The following is a 16,645-nucleotide window of genomic DNA, read 5'->3' as shown; positions in this document are numbered from 1 at the left end:
TGCTCCGGGCGCCACTCGCAATACCGGCTGCGCCGGGAGGATGTAATGGACGAACTGCTGAAACTGCTGGAATCGACCGTCGAGGACGAGGAGCAGCGCCAGGCGATCACCGACGCCATCAAGAAGGACCGTGCCGGTCTGGAAACGAACAAGCAGCAGGTACTCGACGAGCTCAAGCAGGAGCGCGACTCCCGCAAGAAGATGGAAGGCACGCTGACCCAGCTGCAGTCCGCCTTCGGTGAGCGCACTCCCGAGGACGTCAAGGCGATGATGGATCGCCTCGAGAATGACGAGATGGCCCGCCTGGCCGCCGAGGGCAAGACCGACGAGCTGCTCAAGAAGCACCGCGAGAAATGGGACGCCGAGCGCAAGAGCTCGGAATCCGCCCTCCAGAAGCAGATCGACGACCTCACCGAGGAGCGCGACGGCCTCAATCAACAGCTGACCCAGGAGCTGGTGGACAACCGCGCCATGGCCGCTGCGTCGAAGGCCGGCGTGATCCCCGAGGCGATGGACGTCGTCAAGATGCTGGCCAAGAGCCAGTGGGAGCTTGAGGACGGCGAGCCGGTCCTGCGCGACAAGGACGGCAACATCGTCACCGGCAAGCAGGGCGCCCTGACCTTCGAAGAGTGGGCTGGCGAGCAGCTGCGCGAGTCGCACCCCTACATCTTCCCCCAGCCTCGCGGCACCGGCGCCCCTGGTGGCGGAGGCCATGGAGGCGGCAAGACCAACCCCTGGAAGCAGGAGTCCCTCAACCTGACCGAGCAAGCACGGATCATCCGCGAAGACCCCGCCCGCGCCGAGCGCCTCAAGGCCGAAGCTGGGCAATAACCCCCCCTCCGGGTCGGTGGCTGCGCCGCCGACCGACCTTCACGGCTGCGCCGACCCTGAACTCCGCCACTGACCCGAAAGGATACCGACATGGCTGATACCAAAATCGCGGACGTGATCGTCCCGGAAGTCTTCAACCCCTACGTGTGGAACCGCACCGTCGAGCTGACCCGCATGCGCATGGGCGGCATCGTCTCCAACAACGACGAGCTCAACCGCCTGGCGCAGTCCGGCGGCTCCGTCATCAACATGCCGTTCTGGAACGACCTGACCGGCGATGACGAGGTGCTGTCCGATTCCGGCGCCCTGGACCCCGCCAAGATCACCGCGGGCCAGGACAAAGCCGTCCTGCACCTGCGCGGCAAGGCGTGGGCCGTCAACGACCTGGCCGCCGCCCTGGCCGGTGATGACCCGATCCGGGCCGCTGGCGATCTGGTGGCCGACTACTGGGTGCGTCGCCAGCAGGCTGCCCTGATCGCCTCCCTGACCGGCGTGTTCGCCGATAACGTGTCCAACGACGGCAGCGACATGGTCGTCGACAACGCCATCGCGGACGGCAACAACGCTGCTGAGGCCAACCTGTTCTCCGGCGAAGCCTTCATCGATGCCGAGGCCACCTTCGGCGACGCCATCGGCGCGGTGGTCGGCGTGGGTGTGCACTCCGTCGTCTACAACCGGATGAAGAAGCTCGGCCTGATCGAGTTCGTCCCCGACGACGAGGCCAAGGGTCAGATTGCCACCTTCATGGGCAAGCGCGTGATCGTCGACGACGGCTGCAAGCGAGTGGCCGGCGGCACCTCGGGATTCAAGTACACCACCTACCTGTTCGGCGAAGGCGCCATCGGGTACGGCGAGGGCGCACCCAAGGTGCCGACCGAGACCGATCGCGACTCCCTGGCCGGCGTGGAGTACCTGATCACCCGCCGCCACTTCCTGCTGCACCCCCGCGGCATCCAGTTCACCTCTGGCTCTGTGGCCGGCGCTGCGCCGACAAACTCCGAGCTGGAGGCGGCCACCAACTGGGATCGCGTGTACGCGCGCAAGTCGGTCCGCATCGCGAGCCTCGTCACCAACGGCTGATCCACCCGGGCGCCCTTCGGGGCGCCCTCACCAGAGGAGATTTCCATGGGACTGGCAGCATTCAACCGACTGCGCCGACAGCGCTCCGAGGAGCCCGCTCAGGAGCCGGAAGCCGAGATCGAGGCCGAGGATCAGGGCGCGGCGCCCGCCGAGAGCGAACAGGAGCGGCGTGCTCGCCTGATGTACGCCATCGAGCAGACCACCGGCAAGCGCCCCGGTGCCAACACCAAGACCGAGACCCTGGAACAGCGGATGGCCGAGATCGAGTCCGGCAGCCAGGACGAAGACGGGCAGGAGTAACCCATGGCCACCTACGTCACCGTTGACGATGTCGACACCAAACTGGGCGCCGGCTGGGAAGGCACGGGCGACAAGACGCGCGCCGTGCTGGATGCCAACACCTGGCTGACCGCCAGGCGGGTCCGGCTCTCCGATCCTGTCAATGATGACGTGGTCATGGCCGGCGCCCTGCTAGCCCAGGAGGCAGCGAATGGCCGGCTCTACGCCGACACCGACGGCGCCGTGAAGCAAGAGCGGGTAAGGGCCGACACCGTCGAGGTGGAGACCGAGTACCAGGACGGCGCCCAGGCGCAGACCGGCGCGCTGTCGATGATCTCCGACCTGCTGGCCCCGTACCTGCCGAAGACCAACGGGGTCACCATCCTCAAGAGGTTGTGATGGGCTACATCCAGGACAAGATCAACGCCAAGGTGCCCAAGGCGTTCGACGGCAAGCTGAGTGACGCCGTGCGGCCCTTCACTGGCTCCCGCGAGATAGCCGGCGAGTACGATCCAGTGACTGGCAGCAGTACGATAACGGTGACCTACTCCGGGCGCGGCGTGTTCGGCTCATTTCGCCAGGAGGAGGTCGACGGCCGACACATCTTGAGCACCGACGTGAAGCTGATCGTGCTGCAGTCCGAGCTCACACTCGACAGCGACGGCAGTCTTGCGACACCAAAGGTCGATGACACACTCGACGGCAAGGCGGTGAAGAGCATAGGGCAAGACCCGGCTAGTGCGACGTGGACGCTCGGGCTGAGGAGGACGTGACATGGACAATGTTGTGAGCCTTTCGGATCGCAAGCCACACCTTCGCGGGCCGGCCAAATGCCTGGGATGTCAGCACGAATGGGTGGCGGTCCGTCCGGCGGGCCCGCCGGAATATCTCGAGTGTCCCAGTTGCGGGCTGCACAAGGGCGTGTTCGACGGCAATCATGCACCGCCTGAAGATGATGTCGTATACACGTGCTTATGTGGTTGCCAGCACTTCTTTGTCATGACCTACGGCGTGTTTTGCCAGGGCTGTGGCACGGTGACCGACTATTCTGCGCTGGAGTGATCATGGGCCTTCGTGACGACTTGCAAGCCGATCTTGACGAGGCATTCGACGATGACCTGGACGACGCGGTGACGACGTTCACCGGCTCGCGCACTGTCGTGTCGGGCGAGTTCGACCCCATCGACGGCATGCTGGTGGTGAATGTAGGGCAGGATCCGGCCAAAGCCACTTGGACTCTGCAGCTCAGGAGACCGTAAACTGAGTTGGAACAATCGGCTACAATAGCTGCACCACCTCTACCTGGCGGTTACAGAATGAGCGATGACAACGAGTTGCTGGATCAATTTGCCGTTGAGGCGATGAAGTCTCTGGTTACGGCCGAGGGCGTAGAGCTTCTCAGCTCCGACACCCGGCATCGGGCAGCGATTGCAAGAACCGCGTACAGCATCGCGGCGGAGATGTTGAAAGAGCGGGAGTTGGCTCACAAAGAGCAGGAATGGTCCGCTATCAACGTTCACGATCTCGTCAAGCGCGCAAAGACCAAGTCTTTCCTCCGTCACTTTGGCATATCCACCGTTGCTCAAGCCGTGAAGCTATCCCACCAGGAGCTACGCAGAACGGAGGGAGTTGGCGTGGCCCTCATTGAGGACTTACAGCAAGCTTTGGAACCTTACGGTGGCTTACGATCACGCTAGGGCCTGCCGCTACTTGCCCAGCCGACGTGCTGGGTTTTTTACGCCTGGAGAAAAAATGACGACGCGCAAGGGATGGTCCAAATCACTTTCCGGTTTCGCTCGGCAGGTAGAGCGCGACCTGACCGACATGCAGAAGCGCGTGGCTACCGAAGCCTTGCAGATGGTAATCCTTGGCTCTCCCGTTGACTCTGGCGCTTTTCGAGGCAATCACCGGGTCTCTGTGGGCAGCCCTGACACCAGCTTCGACGAATCTGCGGGCGCCTCGCAGCCGCCCAAAGGCGGCATGGATAACGAGACCTTCAATCGCGAGGCCGCGAAGATCGCGCCCATGCACGTCCCGTTCACGGTGATCTATATCCAGAACAACCTCCCATATGCCGAGCGCATCGAAGTCGGCAGTTCTGACCAGGCCGGCGAAGGTGTCTATGCCGTGGCGGCCAACACTCTGCGCGAAAAGTATGGGGGCTGATCATGGGATTCGACGAGATCCGCATCGCTATCGAGTCGCGCATGGTGGCATGGGATGGCGTGCCCGTGGCATTCGACGGCGCCCCCAACGGACCGAGCGTGGATGCGGCCATAACCAACCAGGAGCCCTGGGTAAGGCTGACCATCCAGCACGGCGACAGCTTCGTCGCTGGTCTCGGCTCCGAACCCTGCGTTCGCCGCTCCGGGCTGATCATGTGCCAGGTGTTCACCAAGGACAATCAGGGCAGCCGGCAGGCGTACCAGATCGCCGACTCCCTGGCTGCGCACCTGCAGTTCTGGCGTACCGGGCACCTTGAGACGCTCGCCTCGTCAGTGCAGCGCGCGGGCCCCTCTGACGGCTGGTATCAACTGAACGCATCGACGCCCTTCCGCGTCGGCTAAACCGCCCCACCGCCCACCTCCGAGCCGCCTTGAGCGGCTTTTTTCATGCCTGGAGAAAATCATGAGCTCAGGTTCTCAGATCGCAACCTACCTCGCTCCCGAGTCCACGCCTGGGGAAACGCCCGATCCGGCGACCTGGGACACCCTGCGCCTCACCGGCAACACCCTGACACCCAACGTCTCCACCGAGGTCTCTGGCGAGATCCGCGAGACGCGCATGCAGGGCGGCGGCATCATCACCAGCCTCGACTACTCCGGTGACCTGGCCGGCGAGATGAGCGCGGGCACGTTCGACAAGCTGCTCGAGGCGGCCTTCTACGGCACCTGGGCCACTGATGTGCTGGAGATTGGTGCTGACCGCCACACCTTCACCATCGTGAAGGCGTTCAAGGATATCGGCGTCTACTCAACCTTCAAGGGCGTGCACATTGGCGCCATGCAGCTCGACATCCCCGAAGAAGGCAAGGTGACCTGCAGCTTCACCGGGATGGGCCTCGGCTATGAGGACGGCGAGACCGATCCGACTGCCGCTGGCACAGTGAACCCACAAACGACGACCATTGCCATGGGTTCAGCTACCAGTGTGGGCGATATCCTGGTCGACGGCGCTACGCTGGCTGGCGAGGCCTGCATCAGCGCCCTTTCCATGTCCATCGACAACACGCTGCAAACACAGCGTTGCCTTGGCAAGGCTGGCCCTGGGGCTCTGATTGCCACGTCGGCCAACGTCTCCGGCTCGCTCACCATGGCCTGGAGCAAGGCGGCCTGGAACCAATGGAAGAAGATGCTGACCCGCGAGGCTATCGGCGTGTCCTTCCCTCTGACCGATGCCGCCGGCAACAGCTACACCTTCGACTTGCCGGAAATCGAGATCGACGGCGAGCTGCCGGACGGTGGCAACGAGGACATCGTCCAGGTGTCGCTCAACTACACCGCCAAGAACACTCCCATCAAAGTCACCCGCGTGCTGGTATAAGGAATTCCCGATGGCTTTCAATGCAAAACGATACTCACCTGACGCCTTCACTCAAGGCGTTTGGCTAGCAATCATGGGCGGCCAGTTCAAGGTCGCCCGAGCTGGCAACCCCATTTACGAGCAGGCGCTGGAGGAATCCGGTTATCGGAAGAAGATCGAGCCTGCTGAGAAAGAGCGCGCCCTGTACACGGCCATCGCCACCGGCGTTCTGCGAGACTGGAGCGGCGTTGAAGACGATAGCGGCGAACCGATCCCTTACAGCATCGAAAATGCCGTTGAGGTGATGCTGGACAACCCTGATCTGGTGGCGCGCATTCTCAGTCAGGCCAACGACCTGTCCAACTTTCGTCGTGAGGACATTGAGGACCAAGGAAAAAAGCCGCGGCAGCGCTCAAGTACCGCCTGACAACAGCCGGACGAGAAACCAAGCTCGCCACGATCGCCAAGGCGCTCAATCTCACCAAGCAGGTTGAGCCGCCCGAGATCGACGAGCGCTGTGCCTTCTGGCTGCACCTGTTCGACCTCCTCTCCCCATCAAGGCCTGCCGGCTTCGGCGCCATTCAGCCCATACCGTTGTCTGAGATGGCTGCTTTGCGCCAGATGATGGTGCTACCCTGCTCAGCGGACGAGTTCATCTCTGTCATTCGGGAGATGGACTGGGTATACATGGAAGGCAGAACCTAGCCTCGCCCTGCCCTATTCGCTACGCTGGGGGAAACACGCACGGAGGCATCATGAAAAAGAAGCATGCGCCCTACTACCGCGACTACAGCGAAGCTCACCGAACTTTCCATGACGTTACCTCGGAAACCGCCGGATTGCGGATCAAAGACAAGCTGAATGGTTTCGTGCCCGAAGACCTTGTTGAGAAACTAGAGGAGGAGCGCAAACTGCTCGCTGAGATAAAGAGCCTAACGCCCAGTGACGGTGAGGCCTTGATCGAGAAGATCATCTCTGCGGCTGAGGAAAATGGTGCAGTTGTCGAAAAGAAGGTAGAGAACGAAATCCCCCGCGACGGTCAGCCAGCGCGCCGCTACATCATTGCAAAGTTTTTTGACTCAAGCACGTTGATGGCCCGCATGTCTCTATGGCTCGGAGATCAGTACGCACGTATATACTTCGAGGCAGTGCGGAAAAATACCCGTGCTGGCGAGGATGGCGAGGGCTGGTCATGAAAGGGTGTATTGTCGCCGCAGTAGTCGCGATGGCTCTAACAGGTTGTGGTGGGGACTCGATTAGCGAGGAAGAGGCCGCATCTATTGCGGCTTTGTCACAAGACGCAGAGAAGTACAAAGATGCTTTTACCGAAGCAATCGTCGAACTAAGCGGAAGAGATGACTGTGATGCTGAGGTGATGCGGAATAATGGCGGATTCTCCCGAGTAGCCGGGGAGCCATATTACTTCATGTTCTGTGGCGAACCTCAGAACATTGCGCGCAGATGGTATCTTGACCCGTCGTCAGGCGAGTTAACCCGGTTTAAGGCGGAACTCTAGCCATCCTCCCGAAAAACCATAAGGCCCGCTCATAGCGGGCTTTTTTTATGCTTGGAGATTGTGATGCCTTATTCCAGCCGCCTTGAGCTGGTGATCGATAGCCGTAGCGGTGAGCGGTCGTTAAAGCGCGTGGAGCGTGGGCTCGTCGATGTCGATCGGGCTGGAGATCGAGCTGCCGGGAGCCTCGGCGGAGTGGCGGCGGAGACGTCCCGGCTTCGCGGCGTTGCACTTGCGGCATCCGGGGCGCTGGCCGGTCTCGTTGGCGCTGCCAGTGCCGGCGAGGTGATCCGATATGCCGATGCTTGGTCCAACACCACAAATCAGATTCGCCAGGTGACCAGCTCTAGCGACGAGCTTGCCAAGACACAGCGCGAGCTACTCCAGATCGCTAACGACTCGCGCTCTACCTACGAGTCAACCGTCGATCTGTATACCCGCCTAGAGAAATCAACCCAAGAGCTGGGCATTTCCAGCGAGCGCCTGCTCGGAATTACCGACTCCATCAACAAGTCGTTCGCGCTGTCCGGCGCTACTGCGGACGAGTCTGCCGGCGCTATCACTCAGCTTGCTCAGGGCCTGGCTGCTGGGGCGCTTCGCGGTGATGAATTTAACTCAGTGGCTGAGCAAGCGCCGGAGATCATGAGGGCCATCTCTAACTCTCTCGACATGACCACTGGTGAGCTGAAAGACTTTGCCGCTGAGGGCGGCATCACTGCCCAGGTCATCATCGACGCCATGGAGGGCGCAGCGGTCAGTATCGACCAGGCGTTTGGCCAGTCGATTGCAACGTTTGGCCAGAAAATGGCTGTGTCACGAAACAAAATTCTCGAATGGGTGGGAGCGAGCGAAGGGCTGAACGACGCTGTCGGGCTCGCAGGTGATGCCATTGTTGGCCTATCGGACAACATAGACACGCTGGTGGATGGTGCGCAGTTTTTGGCCGTGCTGATGGCGGGCCGCTTGTCCGGGGCATTGGCAACTGCTACCGCCGCCAAGCTGGCCGCCCTGGGACAGACCCTCGCCTACCAGGCTGCTCTCGCCCGCCTGGCAGGAGTCAGTGGTACAGCGGCTACTGCACAGCTTGCGATGGGCGCTGCGGTAAGGACCGCATCAGGTGCGATGGCACTGCTTGGCGGCCCCGTAGGCGCAGCCGTTGTGGCGGCCGGAGGCATCTACTACTTCCGAGAAGAACTGGGCCTAGTGCAGCCTAAAATTGAGTCAGTTACCTCCACTGTTGACGCGCTGACAGACTCAATCAACATGAACAGCGAGGCAGCGCTCAAGAACGGCATATCCAAGCTCTCGGCTGATATCGCGGACCTACAACGAGCTGCGCAGACCGCGCGAGCGGAGCGAGATGCCATCCAGATGCAAGGCCCTGGGCCGGGCTATGTCGGCATCGGCCCAGGCGCTGGCTCGGGGCGAAATCAGGCAGTGGAAGCCGTGCGGCAAATCGAAACAGAGATTGCCAGCTACGACGAGGCTGTTGTCCAGCTTGAGAATCGCCTGGAATCGCTGGGCGAAAGCAGCATAAAGCCCACCAACAGCTTAAGAACCCTGGCAGAGAGCACGAGTGAAGCAGACAAAGCCACAAAAGAGCTCGCTGAATCCCAGCAGCGCCTGATCGATCGCTTATTCCCCCTTGAAGCTGCCCACCGGCAGTTTCGGGAGGAAATGAATCTTCTCGACCTCAAAGCTGCCGCTGACAAAACATTTCGCCTTGCTGAAGCCCAGGAGCGACTGCGCACACAGTATTCGGCAGAGCTGACCGGCGGCTTTATGGAGCAGATCGCCACTGGAGGGCTGGCGGAAAAAGTCAAGGAGACTGACGACCTCACTCGGGATCTAGGGCTGACCTTTTCTAGTGCGTTTGAGGACGCCATCGTGGGCGGCGAGGGCTTCCGTGACGTCCTATCCGGCATTGCCGAGGACATTGCTCGCCTTGCGGTTCGCAAGAGCATCACCGAACCAGCGGTGGACTGGCTTGGAACCGCGCTTTCATTAGGCGCCAGGGCCTTCGGCGGGGGCAGCCCTGTCCAAGGTGGCTTTACATCAGCCATCGATACCGGGGCAACCTTTATTGGGCAGGCGCACGATGGCATTGACCGCGTTCCCCGGGAAGGCACCTGGCTGCTAGATGGGGGTGAGCGCGTTATGACTTCACCCCAGGCTGACAAGCTCGATCGTTTCCTAGCGTCACAGCAATCCACTCCGGCTACTACTGCTACCACCATCAACATTCAAGCCCCCATCACCGTGCAGGCACAGCCGGGCACAAGCGATCGAGACGCAGAACGCCAAGGGCGCGCTGCGGGTAAAGCCCTTGAAGCAACAATGGTTCAAGTCATTCAAAACCAGATGCGCCCCGGCGGGCTGCTCGCCAAGAGGTAACCCATGGAGATCGACTTCCTCCCCGATATTGGCCGGGAGCCTGACTATGGGCTGACCGGCGGCGGCTCGTTTGCTGTGGATGCGGTGAGCTTTGGTGATGGATACGAGCAGCGCCGGCCTACCGGTATCAATTCGTCTAGGCGAGAGTGGACCGTGACATGGAGCCTCATCACCCAAGAGCAGATGGAGCGCTTGCGGGATTTCCTGGTGCAACGCCTGGGTGTTTATGCCTTCCTGTGGCAGGTCTCCGGTGAGCCTGAGGCATGGCGCGTGGTCTGCAAAGAGCACCCTAAGGTCTCCGAGGACACCTTCAAGCGGCATACCCTGACAGCCACGTTCACCGAGGACTTCGGGCTATGAGCCAGATCATCGCTTCCGATGCCCAGCGCCTAGAGCAGGATGCTATCGTCACCATGTTCGAGCTTGATGCTCGTAACTACGGTGATGGCATTCTGCGCTTCGCGCCCTGCCCGATCGATGGTGGCCCGGTTCGGTTTAATGGCTACGAATATCAGCCAGTGCCGATCAAGGCCGAGGGCTTTGAGTGGAACGGCCAAGGCACCCTGCCCCGTCCGACGCTATCGGTCACCGCCATGGAACTCGCGTTTCTGTCGCTGGTGATCAGTGCAGACGACCTAGTCGGCGCCCCGGTCAAGCGTCTGCGCACCTACCGACGGCACTTGGATGACGGTACGTTACCCGACCCCGAGGCTCTGTTTCCGATCGACTACTACGTGATCGAGCGCAAGGCGTCACAGAACCGCCGGCAGATCCAGTTTGAGCTGTCGGTACAGATGGACCAAGAAGGCCGGATGATCCCCCACCGGCAGATCCTACGGGACTCGTGCACGCATCGCTATCGCTGGTGGGACGGCACGCAGTACCGCTATGAAGGCGTGACCTGCCCCTACTCTGGCTCCGGCGAGTGGGAGGCTGACGGATCCGATGCTCTGCCCGGCATGGGGCGCGATGTGTGCGGCAAGCGGTTGAGCGACTGCCGGTTGAGGTTCGGGCAGAACGGCGTATTACCAACACGAGCATTCCCCGGCGTTGGCCGGGTGCGATAGGAGAATGAACATGGAAAAGATCCCTTTCATCATCGATGAGGCTGGACACGTCTACGTCAGCGCAGGCGCCATCGACAAGGTCGAATTTCGAAGGCTGCAAAGCAGCGTCAATGACGCCCTCAAGATCAAAGAATGCGAGGCGACAAGTCCTGCGGAGCTAGCTCGGCAGACGCATCTCTATGACGCGCTGTCATGCAAGCCAAGCGACACATCAGGGGGCGAAGCGGCCCGGGCTATTTACCGGGCCGTTCGAACAGCGCTTGAGCGAGAGACCCGTCCAGGCGGGATGCTCGCCAAGATGTGAAAGCCGAGGCTACCCCCTCCCGAGCAGCCTATCGCGCTCGGCGCCGAGGGACTCTATGAGGTCTTGGACCTTCATTTCCTCCAGGTTGCCTGGGCGGTCTATTGAAACGTCGAGGCTCGCCCCTTCACCGCATACATAGCGAGCACTCAGGAATCCCTCGTAGTTGAGGTTCTCAAAACTAATCCTGGCCAACTTCCATTCCTGCATCATTTGCTCCAGTAAAACTTCGCGTGTGGAAACTCGAATGTAGCACTGGTCTGGATGAATGGAATATTGGCGCACCTCGAGGCGACGCAGTTGTTCAGCAGATTCAACAACCAGATCCGCGCCGAAGCCCTGGCCGCCTATCCCGATGAGGCTGTGTGGTTGATCACCGACCACGGCTGCCGGCAGGTAGCCAATGTGGCAGACGCCCCCCGGTCCACCTTCGCCATCGCCAAGCGCGACATGGCAGCGGCCGCCGCCCAGGGCCTGCGGGCCATTGTTCACTCACACCCGGACTACCCGGACTGCCCCAGCGAGGCCGACATGCGCGGCCAGATTGCCTCGGGCGTTCCGTGGGGGATCGTGGCCACCGATGGCAACACCACGACACCCATTCGCTGGTGGGGCGACGGCGACCGGCCCGAGCTGGTCGGCAGGGGCTTCGTCCACGGCGTGACCGACTGCTATGCCCTGATCCGCGACTACTACGCGATAGAACTGGGCGTCGACCTCCCTGAGTTTCCTCGCTCATGGGAATGGTGGCTCAAGGGGCAAGACCTCTACCGCCAGGGCTTTGAACAGGCGGGATTCCGCGTCATTGAGGCGGACGAGGCCATGCCCGGCGATATGTGGTTCGCCCAGCTTCGCAGCGACGTGCCCAACCATGGCGGTGTCCTGGTGGAGAACGGGCTATGCCTCCACCACCCGTCTGGCCGGCAGCCTGTCGACCCCACTCGGCTCTCGCGCCGAGACCCTGCCGCCCGCTGGCTCCCCTACATCACCCACTGGCTCCGTCACACGTCGAGGGACTGATGAAAACGCTCTATCTGCATGGCTTTCTTGGGGCTCGCTTCGGCGAGTCCTTTTCGTTGGACGTCCGTGATCCTGCCGAAGCCATCCGTGCGCTGCTGATCCAGATTCCCGGCTTCGAGGCTGTCATCCGTGATGGCGACTGGCATGTCGTGCGCGGCCCCCTCGATGACGGCGTGTCGCTCGACGAAGAAGGGCTGATGGTCGGCATGGATGATGCCACCGAGATTCACCTACTCCCGGCGGTCGCCGGGGCTGGGGGCGATGGTATCTGGCAGACCATTGCGGGCGCCGTCCTGATGGTTTCCAGCTTCTGGGCTGGCCCCGTTTTCGGGCCCGGGATGTTCAATGCGGGCCTGGCTCTTGCCTTGGGTGGTGTCGCACAGATGCTGTCGCCCACCCCGCAGACAGGCGACTACGGCGAGCGGGAGCGACCCGACGAGCGCCCTTCCTTCCTGTTCGATGGACCCACCAACACCAGCACCCAGGGCCTGCCGGTGCCGGTGATCTATGGCCGCGTGAAGGTCGGCAGCGTTGTGGCATCTGCCGGCATGACTGCTGAGGAGCTGGACGAATGACCGATCTGGTTGTCTATGGCGCGAAAGGCGGCAAGGGCGGTGGCGATGAAGTCCGCACTCCCCGCGAGGCGCCCAACACCCTTCGCTCCACCTCCAAGGCCAGGATCATTGACGTTCTGGGCGAGGGGCCGATTGTCGGCCTGACCAATGGCCTCAAGAGCATCTATCTGGATGAGGCGCCGTTGCAGGACGAGGGCGGCGACTTCAACTTCCAAGGCGTGACCGTTCACACCCGCACTGGTGAGCCTGATCAGTCGCACATCGCCGGCTTCCCTGCGGTGGAGACTGCCAACGATGTATCGACCGAGGTGACCAACGCCACGCCAGTCGTTCGCACCGTCACCAACCCGGAGGCCGATGCCGCTCGCGTTACCGTCCAGGTGCAGGCGCTCAGCTACCAGAACGTCGAGAATGGCGATCTGCTGCCCACCGAGGTGGCGGTGGCCGTCGATGTTCGCCCCAATGGAGGCAGCTGGTCCGAGAAGCGCTACGACATCATCAAGGGCAAGACCACCAGCCCCTACCAGCGGTCCTATCGTGTGCCGCTCACCGGTGATGGCCCCTGTGACATCCGCGTGCGCCGAGTGACGCCCGACAACGGCAGCGCCACCCTGCGCAACGCGACGTACTGGGCCACTTACACCGAGATCATCGACGCCAAGCTGCAGTATCCCGATACCGCACTGGTCGGGCTCGAGGTCGATGCCCAGGATTTTGGCAGCCAGATCCCCTCGCGCAGCTACGACGTCAAGGGCTTGATCGTCCGGGTGCCGACCAACTACAACCCCGAGACTCGCGAATACACCGGCCTGTGGAATGGCTCGTTCAAGCTGGCCTGGACCGACAACCCCGCCTGGTGCTTCCTCGACCTGGCCACCAGCGAGCGGTACGGCGCCGGGCTGGAGAACGTCGACAAGTGGGGCCTCTACCAGATCGCCCAATACTGCGACGAGCTGATCCCTGATGGCTTCGGCGGCCAAGAACCGCGCTTCACCTTCAACACCGTGCTGTCGAGCCGAGAGGAAGCCATCAAGGCGCTCGATACCCTGGCGACTGCGTTCCGTGGAATGACCTACTGGGGCGCCAATACCGTCATGGCGACAGCCGACATGCCGGCCGATCCGGTCAAGCTGGTGTCGCCGGCCAATGTCATCGACGGTGAGTTCGAAACGAGCGGTACCGCGCTGAAGGCCCGGCACTCAGTCGCCTTGGTGAGCTGGAACGACCCTGGCGACAACTACCGCCTCCAGGTCGAGGTCGTCGAGGATGCCGATGCCATCCAGCAATTTGGCTGGAAGCAGATCGACGTCACCGCCGTAGGCTGCACCAGTCGCGGCCAGGCGCACCGCCTTGGCAAGTGGATGCTCTACAGCGAGCGCGCTGAAACCGAGACGATCACCTACCAGGCAAGCGTCGATCATGCCGACCTTCGCCCGGGCGACATTATCGCAGTCAACGACCCGACCACGGCCGGCGCCCGGCTCTCTGGCCGGATCGTTCGCCCTGGGCTGTCTGCCCTGGTGCTTGACCAAGTGCCCGAGCAGGTCAGCGGCAGCGACTGGTATCTGGACGTGCTGCTGCCTACCGGGGGGATTGAGCGCCGGCAGGTCGACCGGTTCGCCGGTGATCATGTCGAGCTGGTCAGCCCGCTCTCAGCTGAGCCGATCCGTGGCGCCATCTGGATGCTGTCGAGCCAGGACGTGGAGCCGCGCAAGTTCCGGGTGCTGTCCGTCGCTGAGCAGGAGACGGCGATCTACCAGATCACCGCCGTCGAGCATGACCCGACGAAGTACGATCGCGTCGAGCAGGGCCTCAACCTGCCGGACGAGGATTACACGCTGATCCCGACCGGCCCGGTGGCGGCGCCCTACTCCATTACCGTCGAGGCATCCAAGTACCTGGCCGGCGGCACCGAGCACCAGAAGATCACCGTCAGTTGGACGCCCAGCGATGACGCTCGAGTCGTCCGTTACATTGCCGAGGTGCAGGGGCCGAATGACGTGTCATGGGGTGAGGCCTTCACAGGCCCGGGCACGTCGTTCGACATCCTCGATGCAGAGCCGGGTGAATGGCAGGTCCGTGTCCGCGGCATCACTGGTACCGGCTCCGTGTCGCCCTGGGCGTACCGGACCACCAACGTGGCCGGCCTGCTGCTGCCGACGCCGCCGGATAGCGTGGACATCCGAGCGGGAACCTTCGAGATCACGCTGATCCCGAATGGCCTCTACCCTGGGCAGATGTGGGAATTCTGGCGCTCCAACGTCGCACTCGACACAGGACTGATCGAGTCGAATGCAGTGCGCGTCGGTGTGGCGCCTACCCTGACCGACACCGATCTCGAGCCCGACACCACGTATTACTACTACGTGCGCGGCATCAACGCCTACGGCGTCTCGAGTTGGTACCCGGTGCAGGCCACCACTGAAAACGACCCCGACAAGATCATGTCGGTGATCAGCGGCCAGATCAAACAGACGGATCTGTTCACGGACCTGAGCCAGAACATCGACGGGCTCAACTCCAGCTATGTGCTGAACGTGACTGGCGGCGGTCGAGTGGCGGGCTTCGGCACGGCCTACGACGAAGATCAGGCTATCTTCGACTTCGGCGTGCTGGCGGACCGGTTCTACATCGCCCAGCCAGGTGACGGCGCCGCCGAGGTGATCCCGTTCATCTTCACCGATGGCACGCTGTACCTCAAAGAAGCGCTGATCCAGTACCTGACGTTCACCAAGCTGAAAGCGTCCGATGGCTCGTTCATTGTGGAGAACGGCAAGGTCAAGGCCAGCTACATCCAGGCCGATGAGCTCCATGTGGATTACGGCAAGCTGTTCAACATCGACGTGCAGAACGCCCACATCCGCAATGGCGCCATCACCAACGCCAAGATCGGCAATGCAGCGATCACCACCGCCAAGATTGGTAATGCACAGGTCGACACGCTGCAGATTGCCGGGCAAGCGGTGACCATCCCAGTCGGCACGTCACGAACCTCTGGCGCTGCAAGCAACGGAAACTGGGTCAACTGGCTGTCGGTTTACCTCAATGCTGAGGGCGGCCGAGTTTTCGCCAACTTCGCAGCAACGAATGCGACAGGCGGTGGCGGCCGGCCCTATTTCCGCTGGGTGGTCGACGGTGGCGTCTGGTTCGAAATCCCTACGGGCACCGGCGAGCTCAACCACGCCTGCACCCTCGATGTCGGCAACCGCCATGGCGTCACCGTCGCCATCCAGTGCCGCGGTGCCAGCACCGTCAATTCCACGCAATCCACTCTGACTGCAGAGGGCAAAAAGCGATGATCGTCGCAATCTACTGCGAGCTGACCGGCGCCATCCTGCGCGTCACAGACTGCCCCGAAGAACATGTCGAGATGCAGTGCGGCGAAGACGAGGGCTATATCGAGGTCGAGGCAGGCTTCGACGATGCCGCCCACTACGTGGACCTGGCAGACGGCCAGATCAAGCCGAAGCAGCGCCGAGATGCTCAGGTTGCAGTCGAGGGCTTAACGGCCACCATCACCGGGCTGGAGCCTGGCACCCTGCTGGCGATGGACGGCCACCAGATGGTCACCACCGGCGACAGCGCCCAGGTCGATGTCGACGTGCCGGGCACCGTCCAGATCCAGATGGTCGGCCCCGCCTGGCGCCTCGATGAAACCCTGGAGGTGGCGATCGATGGATAGGCTGAGCATTCGCCGGTTCTCCTCGCGGGCTGAGGCCGAGAGGCACTATCTGGCATTGGTGGACAGCGAGGCCGAGGCTGCTCGCTGCGTTTCACCCGCCCAAGAGGCCGTCTACCAACTCAAGCTGGCCGAGGCGGCCCAAGGCGCGGGGCCAATGGTCGAAGCCGAGGCGGACGCCACAGACGCTGACGTGACCACCGTCTGCCAGCGCATCAAGCGTGCTCGCACCCGATGGGAAAAGCGTGCCGGCACCATCGAGGAGGCGCGCATCACCGCCAAGGCCGATATTCGACGATCAAGCACCCCCGCCGACATGCACCGGGCCCTGGCCCGCTTTCGCAACGCACTCTAACAGCCCGCCAAGCGCGGGCTTTTTTGTGG

23 protein-coding genes are annotated in these 16,645 nt (G+C 62.2%); 22 read left to right on the top strand and 1 reads right to left on the bottom strand.

The features are described from left to right. Nucleotides 1-45: 45 nt before the first annotated feature. The 17 genes from NFI08_RS16285 to NFI08_RS16205 all read left to right on the top strand — a co-directional run bounded on the left by NFI08_RS16285 (nucleotide 46) and on the right by NFI08_RS16205 (nucleotide 10,990). Nucleotides 46-831, top strand: a complete 786-nt coding sequence (locus NFI08_RS16285) for a hypothetical protein (RefSeq protein ID WP_349590692.1) — start codon at nucleotides 46-48, stop codon at nucleotides 829-831. A 90-nt stretch (nucleotides 832-921) separates the two neighbouring features. Next, complete coding sequence (locus tag NFI08_RS16280; protein WP_349590689.1) at nucleotides 922-1,911, top strand: hypothetical protein; 990 nt, start codon at nucleotides 922-924, stop codon at nucleotides 1,909-1,911. Nucleotides 1,912-1,956: 45 nt separating this feature from the next. Further along, entirely contained in the window at nucleotides 1,957-2,211 is a 255-nt protein-coding gene (locus tag NFI08_RS16275; RefSeq protein ID WP_349590687.1) for a hypothetical protein, read from the top strand. A 3-nt stretch (nucleotides 2,212-2,214) separates the two neighbouring features. Continuing rightward, nucleotides 2,215-2,589 carry a DnaT-like ssDNA-binding protein gene (locus NFI08_RS16270; RefSeq protein ID WP_349590684.1) on the top strand — a complete coding sequence of 125 codons (375 nt, stop codon included), beginning with the start codon at nucleotides 2,215-2,217 and terminating at the stop codon, nucleotides 2,587-2,589. Beyond that, complete coding sequence (locus NFI08_RS16265) at nucleotides 2,589-2,963, top strand: hypothetical protein (protein WP_349590681.1); 375 nt, start codon at nucleotides 2,589-2,591, stop codon at nucleotides 2,961-2,963. The genes NFI08_RS16270 and NFI08_RS16265 overlap by 1 nt, the downstream gene beginning before the upstream one ends. A 1-nt stretch (nucleotide 2,964) precedes the next feature. Beyond that, a complete protein-coding gene (locus NFI08_RS16260; protein WP_349590678.1) occupies nucleotides 2,965-3,252 on the top strand; it encodes a hypothetical protein in 288 nt (95 codons plus the stop codon). 2 nt (nucleotides 3,253-3,254) lie between these two features. Beyond that, a complete protein-coding gene (locus tag NFI08_RS16255; protein ID WP_349590675.1) occupies nucleotides 3,255-3,449 on the top strand; it encodes a hypothetical protein in 195 nt (64 codons plus the stop codon). Between the two features lie 57 nt (nucleotides 3,450-3,506). Then, a complete protein-coding gene (locus tag NFI08_RS16250) occupies nucleotides 3,507-3,887 on the top strand; it encodes a hypothetical protein (RefSeq protein ID WP_108448752.1) in 381 nt (126 codons plus the stop codon). A 55-nt stretch (nucleotides 3,888-3,942) separates the two neighbouring features. Then, on the top strand, nucleotides 3,943-4,356 hold the full coding sequence (locus NFI08_RS16245; RefSeq protein ID WP_222568914.1) for a hypothetical protein: 414 nt from the start codon (nucleotides 3,943-3,945) through the stop codon (nucleotides 4,354-4,356). Nucleotides 4,357-4,358: 2 nt separating this feature from the next. Then, nucleotides 4,359-4,757: a phage tail terminator-like protein gene (locus NFI08_RS16240; protein WP_349590670.1), complete on the top strand. Its 399-nt coding sequence runs from the start codon at nucleotides 4,359-4,361 to the stop codon at nucleotides 4,755-4,757. A gap of 61 nt (nucleotides 4,758-4,818) precedes the next feature. Further along, nucleotides 4,819-5,733, top strand: a complete 915-nt coding sequence (locus NFI08_RS16235; protein WP_349590667.1) for a phage tail tube protein — start codon at nucleotides 4,819-4,821, stop codon at nucleotides 5,731-5,733. Between the two features lie 10 nt (nucleotides 5,734-5,743). Beyond that, entirely contained in the window at nucleotides 5,744-6,139 is a 396-nt protein-coding gene (locus tag NFI08_RS16230) for a phage-derived protein YdaY family protein (RefSeq protein WP_222561347.1), read from the top strand. Nucleotides 6,140-6,467: 328 nt separating this feature from the next. Then, nucleotides 6,468-6,908 carry a hypothetical protein gene (locus NFI08_RS16225; protein WP_349590663.1) on the top strand — a complete coding sequence of 147 codons (441 nt, stop codon included), beginning with the start codon at nucleotides 6,468-6,470 and terminating at the stop codon, nucleotides 6,906-6,908. A gap of 383 nt (nucleotides 6,909-7,291) precedes the next feature. Next, nucleotides 7,292-9,619, top strand: a complete 2,328-nt coding sequence (locus tag NFI08_RS16220) for a tape measure protein (protein ID WP_349590660.1) — start codon at nucleotides 7,292-7,294, stop codon at nucleotides 9,617-9,619. 3 nt (nucleotides 9,620-9,622) lie between these two features. Then, nucleotides 9,623-9,979 carry a phage tail protein gene (locus NFI08_RS16215; RefSeq protein ID WP_349590657.1) on the top strand — a complete coding sequence of 119 codons (357 nt, stop codon included), beginning with the start codon at nucleotides 9,623-9,625 and terminating at the stop codon, nucleotides 9,977-9,979. Then, nucleotides 9,976-10,686, top strand: coding sequence for a phage minor tail protein L (locus tag NFI08_RS16210; RefSeq protein WP_349590654.1), 711 nt, complete (start codon nucleotides 9,976-9,978; stop codon nucleotides 10,684-10,686). Before NFI08_RS16215 ends, NFI08_RS16210 begins: the two co-directional genes overlap by 4 nt. Before the next feature lie 10 nt (nucleotides 10,687-10,696). Then, complete coding sequence (locus NFI08_RS16205; RefSeq protein WP_349590651.1) at nucleotides 10,697-10,990, top strand: hypothetical protein; 294 nt, start codon at nucleotides 10,697-10,699, stop codon at nucleotides 10,988-10,990. A 9-nt stretch (nucleotides 10,991-10,999) separates the two neighbouring features. Here the strand turns inward: NFI08_RS16205 and NFI08_RS16200 are convergent, their stop codons facing one another. Further along, nucleotides 11,000-11,197 (bottom strand): hypothetical protein, encoded by a 198-nt coding sequence (locus NFI08_RS16200; protein WP_349590649.1) that lies wholly within the window; start codon nucleotides 11,195-11,197, stop codon nucleotides 11,000-11,002. Nucleotides 11,198-11,287: 90 nt separating this feature from the next. On the opposite strand from NFI08_RS16200, the gene NFI08_RS16195 reads away from it, so the two are divergent. The 5 genes from NFI08_RS16195 to NFI08_RS16175 are packed head-to-tail and all read left to right on the top strand — an operon-like array spanning nucleotide 11,288 to nucleotide 16,616. Beyond that, nucleotides 11,288-12,007, top strand: a complete 720-nt coding sequence (locus tag NFI08_RS16195) for an NlpC/P60 family protein (RefSeq protein WP_349590646.1) — start codon at nucleotides 11,288-11,290, stop codon at nucleotides 12,005-12,007. Next, nucleotides 12,007-12,582 carry a tail assembly protein gene (locus tag NFI08_RS16190; RefSeq protein WP_349590643.1) on the top strand — a complete coding sequence of 192 codons (576 nt, stop codon included), beginning with the start codon at nucleotides 12,007-12,009 and terminating at the stop codon, nucleotides 12,580-12,582. Before NFI08_RS16195 ends, NFI08_RS16190 begins: the two co-directional genes overlap by 1 nt. Beyond that, nucleotides 12,579-15,881 carry a TipJ family phage tail tip protein gene (locus tag NFI08_RS16185; protein WP_349590640.1) on the top strand — a complete coding sequence of 1,101 codons (3,303 nt, stop codon included), beginning with the start codon at nucleotides 12,579-12,581 and terminating at the stop codon, nucleotides 15,879-15,881. Before NFI08_RS16190 ends, NFI08_RS16185 begins: the two co-directional genes overlap by 4 nt. Further along, nucleotides 15,878-16,264, top strand: a complete 387-nt coding sequence (locus tag NFI08_RS16180) for a hypothetical protein (protein ID WP_349590637.1) — start codon at nucleotides 15,878-15,880, stop codon at nucleotides 16,262-16,264. Before NFI08_RS16185 ends, NFI08_RS16180 begins: the two co-directional genes overlap by 4 nt. Then, entirely contained in the window at nucleotides 16,257-16,616 is a 360-nt protein-coding gene (locus NFI08_RS16175; protein ID WP_349590634.1) for a hypothetical protein, read from the top strand. The genes NFI08_RS16180 and NFI08_RS16175 overlap by 8 nt, the downstream gene beginning before the upstream one ends. The last annotated feature ends 29 nt before the right edge of the window (nucleotides 16,617-16,645 follow it).

The organism is Halomonas sp. EF61, from assembly GCF_040147045.1.
In the GTDB taxonomy this organism is placed as follows: domain Bacteria; phylum Pseudomonadota; class Gammaproteobacteria; order Pseudomonadales; family Halomonadaceae; genus Halomonas; species Halomonas litopenaei.
This window is presented reverse-complemented; position numbering and strand designations above follow the sequence as displayed.

What these genes read in the sequence shown, in the direction of transcription:
- NFI08_RS16250 (WP_108448752.1), top strand. Translation starts at nt 3,507, where the DNA reads ATGAGCGATGACAACGAGTTGCTGGATCAATTTGCCGTTGAGGCGATG.
- NFI08_RS16205 (WP_349590651.1), top strand. Translation starts at nt 10,697, where the DNA reads ATGGAAAAGATCCCTTTCATCATCGATGAGGCTGGACACGTCTACGTC.
- NFI08_RS16280 (WP_349590689.1), top strand. Translation starts at nt 922, where the DNA reads ATGGCTGATACCAAAATCGCGGACGTGATCGTCCCGGAAGTCTTCAAC.
- NFI08_RS16270 (WP_349590684.1), top strand. Translation starts at nt 2,215, where the DNA reads ATGGCCACCTACGTCACCGTTGACGATGTCGACACCAAACTGGGCGCC.
- NFI08_RS16190 (WP_349590643.1), top strand. Translation starts at nt 12,007, where the DNA reads ATGAAAACGCTCTATCTGCATGGCTTTCTTGGGGCTCGCTTCGGCGAG.
- NFI08_RS16225 (WP_349590663.1), top strand. Translation starts at nt 6,468, where the DNA reads ATGAAAAAGAAGCATGCGCCCTACTACCGCGACTACAGCGAAGCTCAC.
- NFI08_RS16180 (WP_349590637.1), top strand. Translation starts at nt 15,878, where the DNA reads ATGATCGTCGCAATCTACTGCGAGCTGACCGGCGCCATCCTGCGCGTC.
- NFI08_RS16245 (WP_222568914.1), top strand. Translation starts at nt 3,943, where the DNA reads ATGACGACGCGCAAGGGATGGTCCAAATCACTTTCCGGTTTCGCTCGG.
- NFI08_RS16240 (WP_349590670.1), top strand. Translation starts at nt 4,359, where the DNA reads ATGGGATTCGACGAGATCCGCATCGCTATCGAGTCGCGCATGGTGGCA.
- NFI08_RS16220 (WP_349590660.1), top strand. Translation starts at nt 7,292, where the DNA reads ATGCCTTATTCCAGCCGCCTTGAGCTGGTGATCGATAGCCGTAGCGGT.
- NFI08_RS16255 (WP_349590675.1), top strand. Translation starts at nt 3,255, where the DNA reads ATGGGCCTTCGTGACGACTTGCAAGCCGATCTTGACGAGGCATTCGAC.
- NFI08_RS16235 (WP_349590667.1), top strand. Translation starts at nt 4,819, where the DNA reads ATGAGCTCAGGTTCTCAGATCGCAACCTACCTCGCTCCCGAGTCCACG.
- NFI08_RS16275 (WP_349590687.1), top strand. Translation starts at nt 1,957, where the DNA reads ATGGGACTGGCAGCATTCAACCGACTGCGCCGACAGCGCTCCGAGGAG.
- NFI08_RS16265 (WP_349590681.1), top strand. Translation starts at nt 2,589, where the DNA reads ATGGGCTACATCCAGGACAAGATCAACGCCAAGGTGCCCAAGGCGTTC.
- NFI08_RS16200 (WP_349590649.1), bottom strand. Translation starts at nt 11,197, where the DNA reads ATGCAGGAATGGAAGTTGGCCAGGATTAGTTTTGAGAACCTCAACTAC.
- NFI08_RS16175 (WP_349590634.1), top strand. Translation starts at nt 16,257, where the DNA reads ATGGATAGGCTGAGCATTCGCCGGTTCTCCTCGCGGGCTGAGGCCGAG.
- NFI08_RS16210 (WP_349590654.1), top strand. Translation starts at nt 9,976, where the DNA reads ATGAGCCAGATCATCGCTTCCGATGCCCAGCGCCTAGAGCAGGATGCT.
- NFI08_RS16230 (WP_222561347.1), top strand. Translation starts at nt 5,744, where the DNA reads ATGGCTTTCAATGCAAAACGATACTCACCTGACGCCTTCACTCAAGGC.
- NFI08_RS16260 (WP_349590678.1), top strand. Translation starts at nt 2,965, where the DNA reads ATGGACAATGTTGTGAGCCTTTCGGATCGCAAGCCACACCTTCGCGGG.
- NFI08_RS16285 (WP_349590692.1), top strand. Translation starts at nt 46, where the DNA reads ATGGACGAACTGCTGAAACTGCTGGAATCGACCGTCGAGGACGAGGAG.
- NFI08_RS16215 (WP_349590657.1), top strand. Translation starts at nt 9,623, where the DNA reads ATGGAGATCGACTTCCTCCCCGATATTGGCCGGGAGCCTGACTATGGG.
- NFI08_RS16185 (WP_349590640.1), top strand. Translation starts at nt 12,579, where the DNA reads ATGACCGATCTGGTTGTCTATGGCGCGAAAGGCGGCAAGGGCGGTGGC.